Annotated in this window: 21 protein-coding genes and 1 pseudogene; 11 read left to right on the top strand and 11 right to left on the bottom strand. The window is 71.3% G+C overall.

Translation table 11 applies throughout. The annotated features are described in order from the left end of the window. The 6 genes and pseudogenes from RM812_RS33630 to RM812_RS33605 all read left to right on the top strand — a co-directional run. A pseudogene (locus tag RM812_RS33630) lies at positions 1-108 on the top strand (VOC family protein); the annotation flags it as partial. 102 nt (positions 109-210) lie between these two features. Further along, a complete protein-coding gene (locus RM812_RS33625) occupies positions 211-1,182 on the top strand; it encodes a fumarylacetoacetate hydrolase family protein (RefSeq protein ID WP_311581382.1) in 972 nt (323 codons plus the stop codon). Then, entirely contained in the window at positions 1,179-1,931 is a 753-nt protein-coding gene (locus RM812_RS33620) for an SDR family NAD(P)-dependent oxidoreductase (protein ID WP_311581381.1), read from the top strand. The genes RM812_RS33625 and RM812_RS33620 overlap by 4 nt, the downstream gene beginning before the upstream one ends. Continuing rightward, positions 1,928-2,707, top strand: a complete 780-nt coding sequence (locus RM812_RS33615; protein WP_311581378.1) for an SDR family NAD(P)-dependent oxidoreductase — start codon at positions 1,928-1,930, stop codon at positions 2,705-2,707. The genes RM812_RS33620 and RM812_RS33615 overlap by 4 nt, the downstream gene beginning before the upstream one ends. Before the next feature lie 15 nt (positions 2,708-2,722). Next, entirely contained in the window at positions 2,723-3,478 is a 756-nt protein-coding gene (locus RM812_RS33610) for a CoA transferase subunit A (protein WP_311581376.1), read from the top strand. Then, complete coding sequence (locus RM812_RS33605) at positions 3,478-4,128, top strand: CoA transferase subunit B (RefSeq protein ID WP_311581374.1); 651 nt, start codon at positions 3,478-3,480, stop codon at positions 4,126-4,128. Before RM812_RS33610 ends, RM812_RS33605 begins: the two co-directional genes overlap by 1 nt. Before the next feature lie 23 nt (positions 4,129-4,151). Here RM812_RS33605 and RM812_RS33600 read toward each other — a convergent pair whose 3' ends face one another. The 3 genes from RM812_RS33600 to RM812_RS33590 form a co-directional block, all read right to left on the bottom strand. After that, positions 4,152-4,322 (bottom strand): hypothetical protein, encoded by a 171-nt coding sequence (locus RM812_RS33600; protein WP_311581371.1) that lies wholly within the window; start codon positions 4,320-4,322, stop codon positions 4,152-4,154. Positions 4,323-4,838: 516 nt separating this feature from the next. Beyond that, on the bottom strand, positions 4,839-5,588 hold the full coding sequence (locus RM812_RS33595; protein ID WP_311581369.1) for an SDR family oxidoreductase: 750 nt from the start codon (positions 5,586-5,588) through the stop codon (positions 4,839-4,841). A gap of 57 nt (positions 5,589-5,645) precedes the next feature. After that, entirely contained in the window at positions 5,646-5,828 is a 183-nt protein-coding gene (locus RM812_RS33590; protein WP_394816554.1) for an SDR family oxidoreductase, read from the bottom strand. 123 nt (positions 5,829-5,951) lie between these two features. Between RM812_RS33590 and RM812_RS33585 the strand changes: the two genes are divergently transcribed. Together RM812_RS33585 and RM812_RS33580 are read left to right on the top strand one after the other, a co-directional pair. Continuing rightward, complete coding sequence (locus RM812_RS33585; protein ID WP_311581367.1) at positions 5,952-6,551, top strand: TetR/AcrR family transcriptional regulator; 600 nt, start codon at positions 5,952-5,954, stop codon at positions 6,549-6,551. Between the two features lie 146 nt (positions 6,552-6,697). After that, positions 6,698-8,926, top strand: a complete 2,229-nt coding sequence (locus tag RM812_RS33580; RefSeq protein ID WP_311581365.1) for a penicillin acylase family protein — start codon at positions 6,698-6,700, stop codon at positions 8,924-8,926. Positions 8,927-9,090: 164 nt separating this feature from the next. Here RM812_RS33580 and RM812_RS33575 read toward each other — a convergent pair whose 3' ends face one another. Then, positions 9,091-9,573, bottom strand: coding sequence for a cold-shock protein (locus tag RM812_RS33575; RefSeq protein WP_311581363.1), 483 nt, complete (start codon positions 9,571-9,573; stop codon positions 9,091-9,093). Between the two features lie 352 nt (positions 9,574-9,925). On the opposite strand from RM812_RS33575, the gene RM812_RS33570 reads away from it, so the two are divergent. Further along, positions 9,926-11,752 (top strand): glycoside hydrolase family 3 protein, encoded by a 1,827-nt coding sequence (locus tag RM812_RS33570; protein WP_311581361.1) that lies wholly within the window; start codon positions 9,926-9,928, stop codon positions 11,750-11,752. Positions 11,753-11,884: 132 nt separating this feature from the next. Here the strand turns inward: RM812_RS33570 and RM812_RS33565 are convergent, their stop codons facing one another. From RM812_RS33565 to RM812_RS33545, 5 genes are all read right to left on the bottom strand, one after another. Continuing rightward, positions 11,885-12,268, bottom strand: a complete 384-nt coding sequence (locus tag RM812_RS33565; protein WP_311581359.1) for a hypothetical protein — start codon at positions 12,266-12,268, stop codon at positions 11,885-11,887. A gap of 67 nt (positions 12,269-12,335) precedes the next feature. Further along, positions 12,336-12,707, bottom strand: a complete 372-nt coding sequence (locus tag RM812_RS33560; protein WP_311581356.1) for a hypothetical protein — start codon at positions 12,705-12,707, stop codon at positions 12,336-12,338. Then, on the bottom strand, positions 12,704-12,925 hold the full coding sequence (locus RM812_RS33555) for a hypothetical protein (protein WP_311581354.1): 222 nt from the start codon (positions 12,923-12,925) through the stop codon (positions 12,704-12,706). Before RM812_RS33555 ends, RM812_RS33560 begins: the two co-directional genes overlap by 4 nt. A 329-nt stretch (positions 12,926-13,254) precedes the next feature. Beyond that, positions 13,255-14,451: a macrolide family glycosyltransferase gene (locus RM812_RS33550; protein WP_311581352.1), complete on the bottom strand. Its 1,197-nt coding sequence runs from the start codon at positions 14,449-14,451 to the stop codon at positions 13,255-13,257. Positions 14,452-14,541: 90 nt separating this feature from the next. Further along, the gene (locus tag RM812_RS33545; RefSeq protein WP_311581350.1) at positions 14,542-15,195 is read right to left on the bottom strand and encodes a CatB-related O-acetyltransferase; all 654 of its coding nucleotides are present in this window, start codon (positions 15,193-15,195) and stop codon (positions 14,542-14,544) included. A 102-nt stretch (positions 15,196-15,297) separates the two neighbouring features. Here RM812_RS33545 and RM812_RS33540 point away from each other — a divergent pair, with 102 nt between their 5' ends. Both RM812_RS33540 and RM812_RS33535 read left to right on the top strand, forming a co-directional pair. Further along, entirely contained in the window at positions 15,298-15,927 is a 630-nt protein-coding gene (locus RM812_RS33540; RefSeq protein WP_311581348.1) for a TetR/AcrR family transcriptional regulator, read from the top strand. A gap of 154 nt (positions 15,928-16,081) precedes the next feature. Continuing rightward, on the top strand, positions 16,082-18,001 hold the full coding sequence (locus RM812_RS33535) for an ABC transporter ATP-binding protein (protein WP_311581346.1): 1,920 nt from the start codon (positions 16,082-16,084) through the stop codon (positions 17,999-18,001). 47 nt (positions 18,002-18,048) lie between these two features. On the opposite strand, the gene RM812_RS33530 is transcribed toward RM812_RS33535, so the two are convergent. Next, on the bottom strand, positions 18,049-18,711 hold the full coding sequence (locus RM812_RS33530; protein WP_311581344.1) for a phosphoribosyltransferase: 663 nt from the start codon (positions 18,709-18,711) through the stop codon (positions 18,049-18,051). A 112-nt stretch (positions 18,712-18,823) separates the two neighbouring features. Then, on the bottom strand, positions 18,824-19,570 hold the full coding sequence (locus RM812_RS33525) for a dienelactone hydrolase family protein (RefSeq protein WP_311581342.1): 747 nt from the start codon (positions 19,568-19,570) through the stop codon (positions 18,824-18,826). Positions 19,571-19,646: the final 76 nt, after the last annotated feature.

Here is a 19,646-nt window from a genome sequence, read left to right as displayed (position 1 = left end):
CCCGAGGTCACCGACCAGTGGGGCACCGCCAACCCCATGAACGAACTCGTCGCCAAGGAATCCTTCAACGACCCCGACCGCGGCGTCTTCATCGCCCCACCGGTCTGACCCCTCCCCCGTCCCCCCGCTCCCGGGGGCGCGGCCGGCCCTGTCACCTGCCCTGACGCAGCCCCGCCGCGCCCCCGGGCCCAGCCTTCCCGGAGCCGCACCATGCGTTTCGCCGCCTACGAACACCAGCACCGCCGCCGCGTGGCCGTCGTGGAGGACGACGGCACCCTGCTGCCGCTGCCCGGCATCACCTCGCTCACCACCCTGCTGTCGGAGTCCGCCGGTCTGCCCGGCCTGCTCGCCACGGGCGCGGCGGCGCTCGACGTACCGCCCGGCCCGCACGTGTCGAAGGTGCGGCTGCTGCCGCCGCTCCAGCCCGCCTCCGTCCGGGACTTCGTCACCTTCGAGGAGCACGTGGAGGGCGTCCGACGGTCCGTGGAGGGCACAGGTGGCGTGCCGGAGCAGTGGTACGCGGCTCCCACCTTCTACTTCACCAACCCGCACGCGATCCACGGTCCGCGCGACGACGTCCCCGTCCCTCCGGGGTCCGCGGTCCTGGACTTCGAGTTGGAGGTCGGTGTGGTCATCGGCCGGGAGGGCCGCGACCTCACCCCGGAGCAGGCCAGGGACCACATCGTCGGCTACACCGTCTTCAACGACTGGTCGGCCAGGGACCTCCAGTCCGCCGAGATGAAGGTCGGCCTCGGCCCCTGCAAGGGCAAGGACACCGCCACCACGCTCGGCCCGTACCTGGTCACCGCCGACGAACTGGAACCTCACCGGGACGCCGACGGCTTCCTGCGCCTGGCGCTCACCGCGGAGGTCAACGGCCAAGTCGTCGGCCGGGACCTGCTGTCCAACATGAGCTGGACGTTCGAGGAGATGGTCGCCTACGCCTCCCGAGGCACGCGGGTGATGCCCGGCGACGTCCTGGGCTCCGGGACCTGCGGCAACGGCGGCTGCCTCGCCGAACTGTGGGGCCTGCGCGGCGAGCGGACCCCACCGCCGCTGAAACCCGGCGACACCGTCACCCTCACGGTGGAAGGGATCGGCAGCGTGTCCAACACCGTCGTGCCCGGCACCGACCCGGTGCCGCTGCCCGCCGGCCGGCGCCGGTCCCGGGAGCGGCCGTGAGCGACCTGCACCCCAAGAGACTGCTCGGCAAGGTGGTCGTCGTCACGGGTGCGGCCCGTGGCCAGGGCGCCGCCGAAGCGGAGGCTCTGACCCGGGAGGGCGCACGGGTCATCGCCACCGACATACGGCCGGAAGGCGACTGCCGACGCCTCGACGTGACCAGCGAGGGGGACTGGTCCGACCTCGCCGCCGAGCTGGAGGAGTCGTACGGACAGGTGCACGGCCTGGTCAACAACGCGGGGATCACCTGGCGCGCCCGCGTCAGCGACGTACGGGCCGAGGACTTCGACCGGGTGCACGCGGTCAACGTCACCGGTGCGCTGCTGGGCATCCAACACCTCGCCCCGCTCATGCCGCCCGGTTCCTCGATCGTCAACGTCGGATCCTCCGCGGCCCTCACGGCCCACTACCCGGTCGCCTACACGGCCAGCAAGTGGGGACTGCGCGGGCTCTCCAGGACGGCCGCGCTCGAACTCGGACCGTGCGGCATCCGCGTCAACACGGTCCACCCCGGCTACATCGAGACCGAGATGACCGCCTCCGCCGCCCCCGCCTTCCGCGAGGCCAACATCCGGGAGACACCACTGGGGCGCACGGGCACCGTCGCCGAGGTCGCCCCGCTGGTCGTGTTCCTGCTGTCGGACGAGTCGTCGTTCATCACCGGCGCCGAGATCCCCGTCGACGGCGGGCTCACCGCCCACGGCGGCGTCAAGTCCGTCTCCGACGCGCTGCGCGAGGGGGCCTCGTGAAGCGGCTGGAAGGCAGGGTCGCCCTGATCTCCGGCACGGCCCGCGGCCAGGGCAGAGCCGCCGCGCTGCGGTTCGCGGCCGAGGGCGCGCTCGTGGTCGGCGGCGACCTGCTGCACGAGGAAGCCGTCGAGACCCAGCGGCTGATCGCCCGCGCGGGCGGCACCGCCCTGACTCCCGGCCCCCTCGACGTCACCGACGAGGCGTCCGTGCGTTCCTGGGTGGCGGAGGCCGCCGATGCCTTCGGTGGCGTCGACATCGTGTACGCCAACGCCGGCGCGGTTCGCTTCGGGGACGTCGCCGGTCAGCCGTACGAGGACTTCGTCTTCACCCTGCGCGCCGAACTCGACTCGGTGTGGCTGACCGTCCAGGCGGCCTGGCAGCATCTGCTCGCGAGTCGCGGCTGCGTCCTCACCGTCGGCTCCACCGCCGGACTGGCCGGTTCGCTCACCAACCGGCGCACCGCGCACTCGGCGTCGAAGGGCGGCGTGATCGCGCTGACCCGGCAACTGGCCGCCGAGGGGGCGCCGTACGGCGTCCGCGCCAACTGCGTCAGCCCGGGAATGGTCGACACCGACGGCTCCCGCGCCAACCTCCTCGCGGAGGACCATCCGATGCGCTCCATCGCCCGGCACATCCCCCTCGGCCGGATCGGCACACCCGACGACGTGGTGAACGCGGCCGTCTTCCTCGCCTCGGACGAGGCGTCCTACATCACGGGCGCCAACCTCGTCGTCGACGGCGGCTGGTCGACCGTCCTGCCCGGCGCCACCACCTGAAAGGAAACCTCGCACGTGAACAAGGTCCGCGGCACCGCCGCCGAGGCCGTCGCCGACATCCCCGACGGTGCGACACTCGCCGTCGGCGGCTTCGGCCTCAGCGGTGTACCGGAAATCCTCGTCCGCGCCCTGCACGAGCAGGGCGCGCAGGACTTGGAGGTCGTCTCCAACAACTGCGGCGTGGACGGTCACGGCCTCGGCATTCTGCTCGCCGCCGGCCGCATCGCCCGCGTCACCGGCTCCTACGTCGGCGAGAACAAGGAGTTCGCCCGCCAGTACCTGGCCGGGGAGCTGGAGGTGGAACTGGTCCCGCAGGGCACCCTCGCCGAACGCCTGCGCGCGGGCGGCGCCGGCATCCCCGCCTTCTACACTCCGGCCGGTGTGGGCACCCAGGTGGCGGAGGGCGGGCTGCCCTGGCGGTACGCGTCGGACGGCACGGTCGCACTCGCCTCCCCGCCGAAGGAGACCCGCGAGTTCCACGGCCGCCCCCACGTCCTGGAGCACGGCATCACCACCGACTTCGCCCTGGTACGGGCCTGGCGCGGCGACCGGCACGGCAACCTCGTCTTCCGCAGGGCCGCCGCCAACTTCAACCCCCTGGCCGCCATGGCGGGCAAGGTGACCATCGCCGAGGTCGAGGAACTGGTCGAGCCGGGCGAACTGGCCCCCGACACGGTCCACGTCCCCGGCATCTACGTCCAGCGGGTCGTGGCGCTCAGCGCCCACGAGGCCGCCGACAAGCAGATCGAGAAGAGGACGGTACGTTCCTGATGGCCTGGTCCCGCGAACAGATGGCGGCCCGCGCCGCCGCCGAACTCACCGACGGCTCCTACGTCAATCTCGGCATCGGCCTGCCCACTCTCATCCCCGGCCACCTCCCGCCGGGTGTACAGGTGGTGCTGCACTCCGAGAACGGCATCCTCGGCACGGGCCCCTACCCCACCGAGGACGAGGTCGACCCCGACCTGATCAACGCGGGCAAGGAGACGGTCACCGTCCTGCCCGGAGCCGCCTTCTTCGACTCCGCCCTCTCCTTCGGCATGATCCGCGGCGGGCACATCGACACCGCCGTCCTGGGTGCCATGCAGGTGTCCGAGCGCGGTGACCTGGCGAACTGGATGATCCCGGGGAAGATGGTCAAGGGCATGGGCGGCGCCATGGACCTCGTGCACGGGGCCCGCCGCGTCATCGTCCTGATGGAGCACACCGCCAAGGACGGTTCACCGAAGATCCTCAAGGAGTGCGCCCTGCCGCTCACCGGCGAGCGGTGCGTCCACCGCGTCATCACCGACCTCGGCGTCCTCGACGTCACCGAGCACGGCCTGGCCCTCGTGGAGACCGCGCCGGGTGTGACCCTGGAGGACATCATCGCCCGCACCGACGCGCCCTTGCGCCTGACCGGTCTCACCGCCGTCTGCTGACACGGCTCGCGACGAGGGCTGGTTCAGTCGCCCCGGTAGCGGGAGGCGGGTTCCGGGCTCCGCCCGCCGAAGGCGGCGAGGTCGGCCTGGAAGACGGCGTCGAGAAGGTGGGCGTCTTCGACTCCGGGGGCACAGACGACTTCGCCGAGTCCGAGGCCGCGCAGGGCGGCAGTGACGACGTCCTGGGCGCTCATGCGGGGCACGGCGCTCGGATCGAGGCCCTGGCGCGAGTGGAATTCGGTGGCGACGATGCCGGGGCACAGGACCGGACCTGGACGCCGGTGTCGTCGAGTTCGGCACTGACCGTCCGGGACAGGGTGACGAGGTGGGCCAGGGAGCCGGCGCAGACGGCGTGGCGGGTCCCGGCCACGTTGACGATCTTTGCTTCGCCGCGTTCCAGCATGCCGGCGACGGCGGCGCGGGTCAGCAGGGTGGGGCGAGCGCACCTTGCCGAGGAGAGTTCGCGGGCCTGTCGGCCGGCAGTCCGGACCGGCAGCCAGGCCGCCCGCCTGCGAAAGGACTCGCGTGGCGGACGCCCGCCCTGCTTCGACGAGGACCGCCGAAACGCAACACCGTCGAAGGGGTGGCGACCGCCCGGAACCAGTCCCGGGCGGTCGCCACCCGCTTCGGCAGGCGCGGTACGTCTTCCTCGGCACCGCCACAGCAGCAGCCGCGGTCATCCGGCCGCGAACTTGACCGCCGGGCAGGTCCTAGTAGGCAAGCTCCCCGATGCCGCCGTCGACGCGCAGCACGGTGCCGGCGGTGTAGGCGGACTCGTCCGAGGCGAGATAGACGGCCGCCTTGGCCATCTCGGTGGCGGTCCCCAGCCGATGGAGGGGCACGGTCCGCCGGAGCTCTTCGTGGATCGCGGCTTGCCGCTCGGGCCCGAGGGGCGCGAACGTATTGGTGACGGTCGGCCCCGGGCTCAGCCCGTTCACCCGGACACCCCGCTCCTTCAGCTCATACGTCAGCCCGCGAGCGTAGGACAGCAGGCCCGCCTTGGCCGCGCCGTAGACCGTCGCGTTCTCGTGCCCGACAAAGGCGGAGACCGATCCGACGAGAATGACCGAGGACTGCTGCGCGAAAAGCGGCAACAGGCTTCTGATCAGGAAGAACGGCGCCTTCAGATTGACCGCGAGAAGCCTGTCGAACGCCTCCTCGGTCCACTCCTCGACAGGGAGGTGCGTGACGTCGGCGGCGTTGCTCATCAGGATGTCGAGCTTCGGCCACTCCGCCCCCAACCGCGAGGCGAGCGCCGCCTGGCCGGGTACGTCACCGGCGTCGCTGACGAAGGTCAGCACCGGACCCCCCAGTTGCCGGGCGGCCTCCTCCAGCCTGTCCCGCGACCGGCCGGTGATCGCGACGGACGCTCCCTCGGCGAGGAACTCGCGGGCGGTCTCGAGACCGATGCCGCTCGTCCCTCCGGTGATCAGTGCGTGCTTTCCTTGAAGACGGCCCATGAGCTTCCTTTTCTCGTTCGGCGCCGAGGCGCATGGTCGGGACGACGATGACGGCGGTCAGACAGCGGTCCGGCCACCGTCGGCGGCCACGATCGCGCCGGTCACGTAACTGGCGCGGTCGCCGGCGAGAAAAGCGATCACGTGGGCCACTTCGCTCGGGTCGGAGGTGCGCTTGAGTGCGGTGGTCAGGCCCATACCACCCAGGTCCGGGCCCAGTGCTGTCTTCCCCGCCAACTGCATGGCTTCACCCTCCACGCCCGGCGCATGGCAGCCGGACCGACTTCTGTGCAACCGTTCAAAAACTAACGGGACGGAAGCTATGACTTCTTGAACGCTCTGTCAAGAAGTTGTAGTCTCGGCCACGTGGCACGAACCGGACGACCCCGCGAGTTCGACAAGGACAAGACGCTGGCGCGCGCAGTCGAGCTGTTCTGGTCCCGGGGGTACGGGGCGACCTCGGTCCAGGACCTGGTCGACGCGCTCGCCGTCGAACGCGGCAGCCTCTACGGCACCTTCGGCGACAAGCGCCGCTTCTACCTCGACGCCGTCAGGCTCTACTGGGACGTGTACGAGCGGCACCTGGTCACCGCGCTCGACACGACCCCCCTCCTGCCGGCGCTCCGCGAGATCCTCACCCACCCGGCGCGCCTGGACGAACTGATCTCCGACGTGGGCGCGCCGCACGGCTGCATGGTCGGCAACACCACCGCCGAACTCGTTCCCCACGACGCCGAAGCCACGGAGGTCGTGACCCGCTCCTATCGCCGCTTCACCGACCTCGTCGCCGACGCACTCCGCCGCGCCCAGTCCACCGGAGAGGTCACGGACAACGCCCCTCCCGAGGCCCAGGCCCAGCTGCTCCTCTACCTCGTCCAGGGCCTCTCGCTCGTATCGAGGGCAGGTCTCGACAGGGCGGCTGCCCTGTCCGCGATCGACACCGCGATCGACGCGTTGCGGGCCTGAGGAGTCGCACCCCATCGGGTGCGGGGCACGTCGGATGACGAGCGCCGCCTTGTCAGTCCACGGTCACCCGGATAGGACTGTCCCTGTAACTGATCAACGGGCGGTGGCACCTGCCCGTTGAGGCTCGCAGGAAAGTGGGGCAGCTCATGCATCATGCGCAGTTCACCGGAGTGAGCCGACGCCGCGTCCTCGGCACGGCGGCCGGGCTCGCCGTCGCCGCAGCGGCCCTGCCCGCCGCGACCGCCGTCGCCGCCGACGCCGCGCCCACCGCCGCCCGTTGGCGCAGACACGTGGCGCGCGTGACGATCACCCGGGACGACTGGGGCGTCGCGCACGTGCTGGGCGAGAGCGACGCCGACGCCGTCTTCGGAATGATGTACGCCCAGGCCGAGGACGACTTCAACCGCGTCGAGACCAACTACCTGGTCGCTCTCGGCCGCCTCGCCGAAGCCGAGGGCGAAAGCGCGGTGTGGCAGGACCTGCGCCAGCGGCTCTACCTCGACCACGAGGAGCTGAAGAAGGCACACGCGCGCTGCCCGGCCTGGTTGCGGGCGCTGACGCAGGCGTGGGCGGACGGACTCAACTACTACCTCGCCACCCATCCCGAGGTACGCCCCCGGGTCATCCGCCGCTTCGAACCCTGGATGCCGCTCAGCTTCTCCGAGGGCAGCATCGGCGGTGACATCGAGTCCGTCCCGCTCAGCCGGCTCGAAGCCTTCTACAGCGGGCGGGCCCTGCCGATGACCGACGAGGAGCGCGGTCTGACGTTCCGGGAACCCACCGGCTCGAACGGCATGGCGATCGCACCGAGCCACACCCGCGACGGCCACGCGCTGCTCCTCATCAACCCGCACACCAGCTTCTTCTTCCGCGCCGAACAGCATGTGACGAGCAGGCAGGGACTCAACGCCTACGGCGCCGCCACCTGGGGCCAGTTCTTCATCTACCAGGGCTTCAACGCCGACACCGGCTGGATGCACACCTCCAGCGGCGTCGACAACATCGACAACTTCGCCGAGACGGTCGTGACCGGCGACGACGGCAGGCACCGCTACCGGTACGGCGACGAACTGCGCCCCGTGACGACCAAGCAGGTCACGCTCTCCGTACGCACCGAGGACGGCGGTCAGGAGGAGCGCCGATTCACGACCTACGCCACGCACCACGGCCCGATCGTCCGCGAGGAGGACGGCAAGTGGATCGCGTGCGCGCTCATGAACAAGCCCGTCGACGCGCTGAAGCAGAGCTACCTGCGCACCAGGACGCGGGACTACGACGAGTACATCGGCATCGCGGAACTCAAGGCGAACAGCTCCAACAACACCCTCTTCGCCGACTCCAGGGGCGACATCGCCTTCCTGATGCCGCAGTTCATGCCGAAGCGCGACGACCGCTTCGACTACCTGAAGACCGTCGACGGCAGTGACCCGGCGACCGACTGGAACGGCCTGCACAGCCTGGCGAGCATGCCCCAGGTGGTGAACCCGAAGAACGGCTGGGCGTTCAACACCAACAACTGGCCCTGGACCGCCGCGGGGGACGACAGCCCCGACGCGGCCGACTACCCGCGCTACTTCGACCGGTTCGGCGAGAACCCGCGCGGACCGCAGGCGATCCGGGTGCTCAGCGCGCGCAAGGACTTCACGCCCCGGACGTTGATCGACGCCGCCTTCGACCCGTACCTCACCGCGTTCGCCCGGCTGATCCCCGGCCTCGTCGCCGCCTGGGACGCCCTGCCCCCGGGCAGCGCGCGCAAGAAGCGGCTGTCCGCCCCGATCGCCCTGCTGCGCGACTGGGACACGCGGTGGTCCGCCGAGTCGACCGCCATGTCGGTGGCCGTGTTCTGGGGCGAGGACCTGTGGGCGATGACGGCCCGGGCGGCGGCGGACGCCGGGCTGTCCGGCTGGGACTACATGGCCGACCGCGCCACGGACACCCAGCGCCTCGACGCCCTGGGCACGGCAGTGGCCCGGCTGGAGCGGGACTTCGGCAGCCAGGAGGTGCCCTGGGGCGACATCAACCGCTACCAGCGCAACGACGGCGCCATCGTCCAGGAGTTCAGCGACGACAAGCCGAGCGTCCCGGTCCCCTTCGCCTCGTCGCGCTGGGGGTCGCTGGCGTCGTTCGGGGCCAGGAGCTACCCGGGCACGAAGCGGTACTACGGCACCAGCGGCAACAGCTTCGTCGCGGTGGTGGAGTTCGGGCCCCGCGTGCGCGCCTGGGCGGTGACGGCGGGCGGCGTCAGCGGCCACCCCGAGTCGCCGCACTTCGCCGACCAGGTCGAGCGCTACGCGAGCGGGGAGCTGCGGCGGGTCTACTTCCATCCCGACGAGCTGACGGGTCACGTCGAGCGCAGGTACCGGCCGGGCGACTGAGAGGGCGGACGGTCCGCGCGGGAGAGAGCGGCGTGCGCGTCACGTCGCCTCCTCCCCCGTACGACAACGGCGCCGTTCGACTGCCGCACCTCCGCAGTGGAACGGCGCCGGGGCCGTCACATGTCATTACCCCGTCTTCGGCTCCACCCGGGGGAAGGGTTCTGTCAGGCCTCGCTCCAGCCGTGCCGCTCGCCGAACTTCAGCAGTTCGTGGCGGATTTCGAGGACCTGCGCCGCTGTCAGCCCCGGGCCCGCCTTCAGCAGGAGCTCGGTCACCTCGGAGGTGAACTGCTCCACGCTGAGCACGTCACACATCGGCTCGTCCCCGCCTGCGGTCTTGTCGGGTTCCGCCCACTTCGCCCCCGAGAAGGCCGGCGCCCCGCCCGCCGATGACGCGGCGGCGGCCGGCGTCGGCACGGAAGGGACCGACCTCTCGGCTCCCGACTGCGTCGAGTGCCGGACGGACGACGCCTTCAGACCCCGGCCGCCGTCCTCCACCTCGAACTCCACCTGGAGACCGGGGCGCACCTCGGCCTCCGGTATCAGCAAGTCGTTCACGTGCAGGAAAACATCCTCACCGCCCGATTCGGGAGCGATGAACCCATACCCCCGGGTACCGTCAAACCGAATCACACGCCCAGCAACCATGCCAACCCCTCACAACCTCGGGCCCCGTGCCCGAACAGCGTGCCGGATGCTAGTCCTGCCCGGCCCACGTCGGCAACTACCCAGCTCCACCAGCGGTCACCCCTTCCTTCTGGACGGCCTTGGCGGTCCGGGCCATGGCTTCGGGCACGTCGTGGTCGCCGACGTGGGGCTGGTATATCGGCCCTGCTCAGGGCACCGACGCATACGGCAGGAGAGCCTTCACTTTGTCTAGACCTATTTTGTCTAGACCTCTTGCCCTGCCCGTGATCCGCGGGCTACGTTCCCGCTGTTCGGCGTCCTTCGCATTTCCTTCAATTCCCTTGATGAGCAAGGCTGGAAGGAGCATGTCCGCATGCAGGACCGGAGTCTGTCCAGACGAACCGTTCTCGCCTCCGCGACCGTGGTCGCCGCGAGCGTGACGGGCGTCGTGGGCGTGGCGGCTACCCCCGCGGTCGCGCACCAGCGCGACAACCGCCTCAAGAAGATCATCTCCAGGATGAGCATCGAGGCGAAGATCGGCCAGCTGTTCGTGCCGTACTTCTACGGTACGTCGGCGACTTCTCCCAGCCAGTTCGACCAGGACCGCAACCTCCGCGAACTCGGCGTCCGCACCGCGGCCGAGCTCATCGCCAAGTACCACATCGGCGGTGTCATCTACTTCTCCGGCTGGGCGAACAACATCCAAGACCCGCACCAAATAGCGGACTTGTCGAACGGTGTGCAGCGCGCCTCGCTCGCCCTGCCCACCCCGATCCCGTCCCTGATCTCCATCGACCAGGAGCACGGGGTCAACGTCCGCATCGGCAGCGGCGCCACCCAGCTCCCGGGCGCGATGGCGCTCGGCGCGGGCCGCTCGCTCTCCGACGCGCGCAGCGCCGGACTGATATCGGGCACCGAACTCGCCGCCCTGGGCATCCGTCAGAACTTCGCCCCCGTCGCCGACGTCAACGTCAATCCGGCCAACCCCATCATCAACGTCCGCTCCTTCGGCGCCGACGCCCGCGAAGTGGGTCGCATGGTGGCGGCCCAGGTGACGGGTTACCAGCAGGCCGGCGTCGTGGCCTGCGCCAAACACTTTCCGGGCCACGGGGACACCGGGGAGGACAGCCACACCGGACTGCCCGTGATCACCCACACCCGCGAGGAATGGGACCGCGTCGACGCACCGCCCTTCAAGGCCGCGATCGCCGCCGGCGTCGACTCGATCATGACCGCGCACCTCCAGGTCCCCGCGCTCGACCCCAGCAACGAACCGGCCACCCTGTCGCCCACGATCCTCCAGGGCGTGCTGCGCGACGGACTCGGCTTCGACGGCGTGATCGTCACCGACGCCCTCAACATGCGCGGCGTGCGCACCAAGTACGGCGACGACCGCGTGCCGGTGCTCGCCCTGAAGGCCGGCGTCGACCAGCTTCTCTTCCCGCCGAACATCGACGTCGCCTACAACGGCGTCCTGGCCGCCGTCCGCAGCGGAGAGATCACCGAGGACCGACTCGACGAGTCGGTCCTGCGCATCCTGCGGGTCAAGGACAAGGTCGGCCTGCTCAGCGGCAGCCCCTACATCTCCCCCAAGGAGGTCGACCGGGTCGTCGGCGCCCGCAGGCACCGGCTCGCCGCCGCCCGGATCGCCGAGCGCACCACCACCCTGCTGGTCAACGAGGACGAGGCGCTCCCGCTGCGCCGCGGGCAGAAGAAGCTGCTCGTGGTCGGCGCCAGCCCGGCGTTCCCGACCGACGACACCCGCACCACGGTGCCCGAGCTGGCCAAGGCGTTCGACGAACTGGGCTACAGCACCACCCACCTCGCCACCGGCCGGGCGCCCGACGCGGTGAAGATCGACGAGGCCGTGGCCGCCGCACAGGGACGGGACGCGGTGGTGGTCACCACCGACAACGTCGACGCCGCCAGCGCCCAGCGCACCCTGGTGTCCCGGCTGCTCGCGACGGGCGTCCCCGTCGTCCACCTCGCGGTGCGCAACCCCTACGACATCGCCCACCTCGGCGACGTCCCGGCCTCACTGGTCTCCTACTGCTGGACCGAGGTCGAACTGCGCGCCGCCGCCCGGGTGATCGCCGGCCGGGTCGCGCCGCGCGGCAAGCTGCCCGTGCCCATCCAGCGGGCCGACGATCCGGCCGAGGTCCTCTTCCGCTCCGGGCACGGCCTGTCGTACGACGACTGACGTCCGGGTCCCCGCACACCTTCCGCCCCGGTGCCGCCTGAAGGGGGAGCACCGGGGGGGGCGCGTTCGGCCGTGCACGACACTCGCCCGCCTCTGGCGGTGGCCCGACCGAGCGGAACGGCGGGCGTGGCGTCAGCCCCAGTCGCCGTTGATCCACGCGAGCAGGCGGGCGCGCTTCTTGTAGGAGCAGGGAGCGTGGACGGCGCCGGACGTGTCATACGTTTCGGGCCCGCCCAGCAGGTCGTACCCGTAGTCGCTGGGACCGTACTCGCCGTCGCGGTAGCCGTCCATGTCATCGGCCCAGTCCAGGAGACCGAAGTCGAGGTCGAGGTTCTCGAGGTACCGGTTGGGGTCGGCCGGTTCCACCGGTGTGGGCCGGCCTTCCGCCCCGGCGGCGAGCCGGTCCTCGAGGCAGCCGTCGGAGCGCACGGGCTGGCCCAGCCACCACCCCGTCAGGAACACGGCGTACAGAGTGGTGGCGGCGCCGAGGCGGCGCAGGGTTGTCCAGGCAGGCATCCGGGGAGTGTCGCACGACGCCGGGCCGGCGCCCGCGTCGGCGGACACTCCGGGCCACACCGCCTCTCTACAGCCAGTGACCCTCGAACCACCCTTGGAGGCGGGGGCGTTCGCTCGTGTCGTCGGTGCAGGTGACGGCGTAGGCGGTCAACGTCCGGGTCAGCGTGGTGTCGGCGCCCCCACGCGGGTGGTAGGTCGGGTCCGGCGTGGGGCCGAGCGGGAGGGGGGACGCCGAGCCGTACCGTGTGGGGTGCACCGTCGGTGGGGGTGTGGGTGAGGGTTCGGTTCCGTGCTCCTCGGCGATCCGGTCGAGGGCGGCCTGGTCGACGTGGCATTCAGGGGTGACGGGCTGACCCAGGTACCAGCCCGCGACGAACACGCCGTAGATCGCGGCGGCGGCGCCGAGGCGGCGCGGGGTGACCCGGCCGGGGGTGTTCACCGGCGGCCCCGTTCCAGAGCACGGGCGGCGTCCCGTAGCACCTGGACAGCGGCTTCGGCGTCCTTGGCCCGGCTGTCACGGACGGACCGGCAGGCGGTCGAGAGCGCCTCCTCCCGCATGATGGCCTTGGCGCCGAACGCGGCGGTGGTGAAGGCCGCCCCGATTCCGAGGGGGGCGCTGCGGCCAACCCGGCGTAGGTCGTTCGGTGTTGCGCTCATGCCCAAGGACCCTACCCGCAGGCGTGGACTCCTCTCGGCCTTGGTGCTGATGGGCGCCCAGCATGCCCCGAGCCCGCGCGAGCTGCCGCCGGAGGGGGTTGAGGGGTTCGGGAAACTTCGAGCCGAATGCGGCAACTCAGGCTCCTTCACGGAACCAAGAGACGTGCCCGCGCATGTCAGCACCGCCCGACGGGTCGGCTTCGCCGCGCGGTCGGGGAGGCCGCGAAAGGGCACGGGCCCCGGCGCCGGCGGCGACCACCTCCGCTGCCCTGGCGCATGGGCCTGCTCCCGGAGACCGACTCCACCCGCGGGCGGAGAACCGGCGCTGTTCACGGTGCGGGGCTCGCGGCGGAGGCCAGTATGTCCTCGATGAGGTCGGCGGCGCGCGGGGTGCCGCCCTCGGCCCGGGCGCCGGCCTGCAACCGCCGGGAGCGGTCGCGGCGTTGCGGGTCCGTGACCAGGTCGTTCAGCGCCACGCGAAGGGTCTCGGCGGTGGCGTCCTCCGTGTCCACACGGCGGGCGACGCCGAGTTCCACGAGTCGGTCGGCGTTCATGAACTGCTCGGCCCCCTGCGGCACGGCGATCATGGGAACGCCGGCGAGGAGCCCCTCGCCGCAGCCGCCCATGCCGGCGTGGGTGACGAAGGCGTCCGCCTGCTCCAGGATCGCCCGCTGCGGGACCCAGGAGTACACCTCGACGTTGGCCGGGATGTCGCCGAGTTCCCCGGGGTCGGTGTACTTGCCGATCTGGAGTACGACGTGCCAGCCGGGGAGGTCACCGAAGGCGGCGAGGCACTGGCGGTAGAACTCGGGCCGGCGCGTGTACGCGGAGCCCAGGGAGATCAGCAGCACGTTGTCGGCACCCGCCGGGCGGGTCCAGCCGGCCGTGTCCGCCCGGGTGTCGAAGCAGGGCCCGACGAAGGTCACCGTGTCGGTGTCGACCCGGTCGGCATGCGGTTGCATCGCTCGCGGGATCAGGGCGAGGGCCCGGGCGGGCGACCCGGAGAAGGAGTCCACGTCCCTGGTGGTCGCCCCGCACTCGGCGAGCCACCGCGCGAACCTGTCCCGGTACGCGTCGGCTCCCGGCAACTTGCGCAGATACGCCGCGACTTCCTCCTCGTAGCCGTCCCAGCCGACGAACGTCGGGGACAACTGCAGGAGGGGACGGCCCTGCGCCTCGACGAGGGCACGCGCGGCGTAGGCGCCGATGTCGTAGAGGTAGAGGTCGGCCGGGTCGTCGTCGTAGGCGGCGCGCAGCTGCGGGAGTGCCTGGACGGCGTCGTCGAGGAAGAGGCTCGCCGCGGCGATGGGGTCGTCGGGCCAGTTGTTGTCGGCGACCGGCAGTGTGGAGGTGCAGGGCACCAGTTCCGCACCGGCGGACGTGATCCGGTCGGCCACGAGCGGGTCGTTGGCGTAGGTGACCCGGTGGCCGCGGGCCACCAGCTCGCGGATGATCGCGAGGCTGGGCAGAACATGGCTGACGACGGGTACGCCGACCATCGCGATGTGGGCACGGGGGTGGGGCATGGTCGATCACTCGTTTCCGAGGGGGCCGGGTGGCGGTCGAAGGGCGGTGGGGCCCGGACGTGTCCGCCGGTACGACGGCACGCCCGGTTGTCAGGGGCGGCCGATCCGCGAGGCGGCCGCCTCCAGTTCCGCGATCGACCCCGACATGATCGTCCGTACGTGCTCGGTGAGGTGCCGCACGGGCCAGTCCCACCACGCCACGGCGAGGAGGCGGGCGACGTCCGCGGCCTCGTAGCGGGTGCGGACGAGCCGGGCGGGGTTGCCGCCGACGATGCCGTAGTCGGGCACGTCGCCGGTGACCACGGCGCCGGAGGCGATGATCGCGCCGTGGCCGATGCGGACGCCGGGCATGACCGTGGCGCCGTGGCCGAACCAGACGTCGTTGCCGACGACCGTGTCGCCGCGGCCGGGCAGGTCGGTGATCAGGTCGAAGTGCTCCGCCCAGGAGCCGCCCATGGTGGGGAAGGGGAAGGTGGACGGGCCGTCCATGCGGTGGTTGGCGCCGTTCATGATGAACCGGGTGCCCGTGCCCAGCGCGCAGTACTTGCCGATGACGAGCCGCTCGGGTCCGTAGTGGTACAGGACGTTGCGCGTCTCGAACGCGGTGGGGTCGTCCGGGTCGTCGTAGTAGGAGAAGTCACCGACCTCGATCAGCGGCGACCTCACCAACGGCTTGAGCAGGACGACGCGCGGGTGCTCGGGCATCGGGTGGAGCGCGGTGGGGTCGGCGGGAACGGGCGGCATCGTGGAGGCGGTTCCTCTCGGGTGGACCACTAGTGCGACAGCTGTTGCATTAGGATGCTGGCACAGCCCGGCTCCGCCGATCAACCGGATATGGGATCCCCGATGACAGACCACCCGCCGGCCACGACGCCGGACCGCCGTCCGGGCGGTCGCACCGCCCGCATACGCGCCCAGGTTCTCGACGCGGTGCGCGCCGAACTCACTGAAGGCGGCCACGAAGGACTCACGATGGAGGGTGTCGCGACGCGCGCGGGAGTGCACCGCGCCACGGTCTACCGGCGCTGGCGCGATGTCGGCGGGCTGCTCGTCGACGTCATCGACGCCGCCGGCGAGATGGACTGGCAGCCGCCGGACACCGGCTCCCTGCGCGGCGATCTGACGGCCCTCAACCAGGAGATCCAGGATTCCCTGGTCGTCCAGCCGTCGTTCGCCGTCGCCCTGATGGCCGCCTCGTTCCACTCCGAACAGGCCGCGCGGGCGCAGAAGAAGCTGTGGGCGGACCGGTACGCCCAGTGCGAGGTCCTCGTCCACCGCGCTGTCGAGCGGGGCGAACTCCCCTCGCGGCACACGGACGCGCACAGCCTGCTGACCGCCGCCACGGCGCCGGTCTACCACCAACTGGTACTCCTGCGCGCCGATCCCGACCCGCAGCTCCCGGAGCGATCCGCGGCGGCGGCGGTGTTGGCGGCCGCCGCGGGCGCCTTCTCCGACCTTCGGGAAGAGCGTGCGTGATCGAGGAGACAGGGAGCAGGCACACGGCACGGCCGCGGGGACGGAGCTCATGAGCGGCGCAACGATGTCCGGTTCTCGCCGGTCCGCGTCAAATGCCTGGACCGGGCACCTCCCCTGACGGGAAACTGCCGACTTCCGAACCACCGGGAGTGTCATGGGGACAACAGACACGCAGGGGCCGACGCCGGGCAGGAGCGCGGTCGTTCTGGCACTGCGCCACTACGGCCGGGAACTGCTGCGCCTACGACGGCTGGCCCTGCCCGCGCTGCTGCTGCCGGCCGTGGGCAACATCGGCATCCGCTACGTCGCCCCCCTGCTGATCGCCAAACTGGCAGGACAGGCCGCCGACGACAGCGGTCTCACCCTCGCCTCGGCCCTGCCGTACGTGCTGGGCTTCGGCGTGACGCTGCTGCTCGCCGAGGCCGTGTGGCGGGTCGGGCAGCACTGCCTGAACCGCGTGGACGCCCTCGGCATGGAACACCTGTACGTCAGCGGCATGGACGAACTCCTTGCCAAGGACGCGGCGTTCTTCCACGACAACTTCGCCGGCTCCCTGACCAAACGGGTGCTGAGCTTCGGCAAGCGCTTCGAGGACTTCGTCGACACGGTGACGTACCGGATCGTGGGCAGTCTCGTCCCCCTGGTGTTCGGTGCCGTGGTGCTGTGGAGCTACGAACCGATGCTCGTCGTCGGCCTTCTGGTGATGATCGCGCTGACCGTGGTGGCCGCGACACCTCTGATCCGTCGCCGGCAGAGGCTCGTCAACGACCGCGAGGCGGCCATCGCCCGGGTCTCCGGCCACGTCGCCGACAGCCTCACGAACATGGAGACCATCCGGGCCTTCGCGGCCGAGCGGCGGGAGGCCCACGAACACCGCAGCCGGGTCGCGGACTCCCGGCGCCTGACGCTGAGGTCGTGGGACTACGGCAATCTGCGCGTCGACACCCTGATCGCCCCCATGTCCGTGCTGACCAACGTGCTGGGGCTGTTGGTCGCCATCTCCTTCGGCGGCCCCGGCCAGGGAGTGGAGGAGGTCGTCGTCGCTTTCACCTACTACTCCAACGCGACCCAGATCATGTTCGAGTTCAACCAGATCTACCGGCGTCTGGAGAGCTCGATGACCGAGGCCGCGCAGTTCACGGAGCTGCTGCTGGATCCGCCCACCGTGCTCGACCCGACGGAACCCGAACCGCTCGCGCCGAAGGACACCGGCATCCGCTTCGAGGCGGTGACCTTCGCCCACGCCGGTGCGAAGCCGATCTTCCAGGGACTCGACCTGGACGTGCCCGCGGGCGCTCGGATCGGTCTGGTCGGCAGGTCCGGCGGCGGCAAGACCACACTCACCCGGCTCCTGCTGCGGATGGCGGACATCGACGCCGGACGCGTCCTGATCGGTGGTCAGGACATCAGCCGGCTGCGCCAGACCGACCTGCGCTCACTGATCGCCTACGTCCCGCAGGAACCCGCCATGTTCCACCGCAGCCTGCGGGACAACATCGCCTTCGCCCGGCCCGGCGCCACCGACGAGGAGATCCACGCGGCGGCCGCGGCCGCGCACGTCACGGAGTTCGCCGACCAACTCCCCGAGGGCTTCGCCACCCTGGTGGGAGAGCGGGGGGTCAAGCTCTCGGGCGGCCAGCGCCAACGTGTCGCCCTCGCCAGGGCCATCCTGCGCGACGCCCCGATCCTGTTGCTCGACGAGGCGACCAGCGCGCTGGACTCGGAGAGCGAGCTCCTCGTCCAGGACGCCCTGTGGCGGTTGATGGAGGGACGGACGGCCCTCGTCGTCGCCCACCGTCTGAGCACCGTCGCCGGCATGGACCGTCTCGTCGTCCTCGACCGCGGAAGCGTCGTCGAGCAGGGCAGCCACGAGGAACTGCTCGCGGCGAACGGTGCCTACGCCAGGCTGTGGCAGCACCAGTCGGGCGGCTTCCTCGGCGAGAGCACCGAGTCGGCCCCCGGACGCCCGGCCCCAGGAGCCGACCCCGGCGGGCTGCCCGGACCGGCCTGCCCGGCGCCGGACGGGGACCGCAGGAGGTCGTCGCCCGCTCGCACGGGCACCGGGTCCACGTGACCGGACCGACCGCACAGTGCGAAGGTGTGCCGAGGAGCGCCCGTCCTTCAGTGGTCGCGGGTCGATGTGCTGTGTGCGCGGAGTGTCCCGGTCACCTCGTCGTCGCTCACCTGCTCGAAGTCCTCGTACCAGAGGCCGACCGCCTGGAAGTCCGGCGGCTGGTACAGACACATGACGTCATCGGCTTCCGAGCGCATCTCGGCGCAGGACTCGGGGGCACCGACGGGAACGGCGAGGATCAGTCGCGCGGGGCCCAGGCGGCGCAGGTGCCGCAGGGCGGCGCGGGCGGTGGCGCCGGTGGCCAGGCCGTCGTCGACGACGATCACGGTCCGGCCCTCGACGTCGGGCGCGGGCCGGTCGCCCCGGTACAGCAGAGCGCGACGGTGCAGTTCGGCGCGCTCGCGTTCCACGTCCGGGACGAGGCGGTCCTCGCTCAGGCCGAGCATCTTCAGGGCCCGCTTGTCGAACAGCGGCGGATCGTCGCCCACGATCGCGCCGATGCCCGCCTCCGGTCGGCCGGGAAGACCGATCTTGCGTGCGACCAGTACGTCCAGCGGCGCACCCAGGGCCCGGGCGACCTGGGCCGCCACCGGAACACCACCTCGGGGCAACGCGAGTACGACGGTGTTGGGGAGATCGCCGTCGGACGCCCATTCCATGAGCCGGAGGGCGAGTTCCTGGCCGGCTTCGCTGCGGTCGTGGAATCGCATGGCCGGGTGACCGCCTTTCTCACGCGGGGCGAAAGGGGTGCGTGCCACTGTTCGGAGTTTCCTGCCCGGCGTCGGTGAAACCGCGGCGGGCCGCCTCCACCCGCGCGCGGCTTCAGCCGGTGCGCCGGCCGTCCGCTCCTTCGCGTTCCCCGGGTTCCCCGGGTTGTCCGGGTCCTTCAGGTCCTTCGGGTCCTTCGGGTCCTTCGGGCATGTGGTCGCGGAACCAGTCGGCGGCGGCCTCGGCGACCTGTTCGAGGGCGCCGGGTTCCGGGAAGAGGTGCGTGGCGCCCGGCACGACATGGAGCCGGTGCGGGGCCGACAGTTCTTCGGCGGCCTCCCGGTTGAGATCCAGTACCACCGTGTCACTGCCGCCGACGACGAGCAGGACCGGGGCCCTGACCAGGGGCAGAGCATCGCCGGCCAGGTCCGGCCGCCCTCCCCGCGACACCACGGCGGACACCCGCGTCGGCCGCTCTGCCGCCGCCGCCAGCGCGGCCCCCGCTCCCGTACTCGCCCCGAACAGGCCCACGGACAGTTCCGCGGTGTCCGGGCGCCGCTCCAGCCAGTCGACGGCGTCGGTGAGGCGGCGGGCCAACAGGGCGATGTCGAAGCGGTGCCGGCCCGTGGCGGCGTCCTCGCGCTCCTCTTCCTCGGTCAGCAGATCCAGCAGCAGCGTGCCGAATCCGGCCCGGCACAGACCGGCGGCTACCGCACGGTTGCGGGGGCTGAGGCGCGAGCTGCCACTGCCGTGCGCGAACAGGACCACCCCCCGTGCCCCGGCGGGAAGCGCCAGGTCGCCGTCCAGCCTCGCGTCTGCCGAGGGGACCTTCGCGGTCTGCGAGACGGTGTGCGAGACCATGAGTACTCATCTCCCCTGAGGCCTTACCGGGTCCGGGGCACGAGTACCCGCCGAGGCTCGCGGCGCACCGCTCGCC

Source organism: Streptomyces lancefieldiae (assembly GCF_031845825.1).
GTDB lineage: Bacteria > Actinomycetota > Actinomycetes > Streptomycetales > Streptomycetaceae > Streptomyces > Streptomyces lancefieldiae.
The sequence above is the reverse complement of the archived record's forward strand: the minus strand, read 5'-3'. Positions and strand labels throughout refer to the sequence as shown.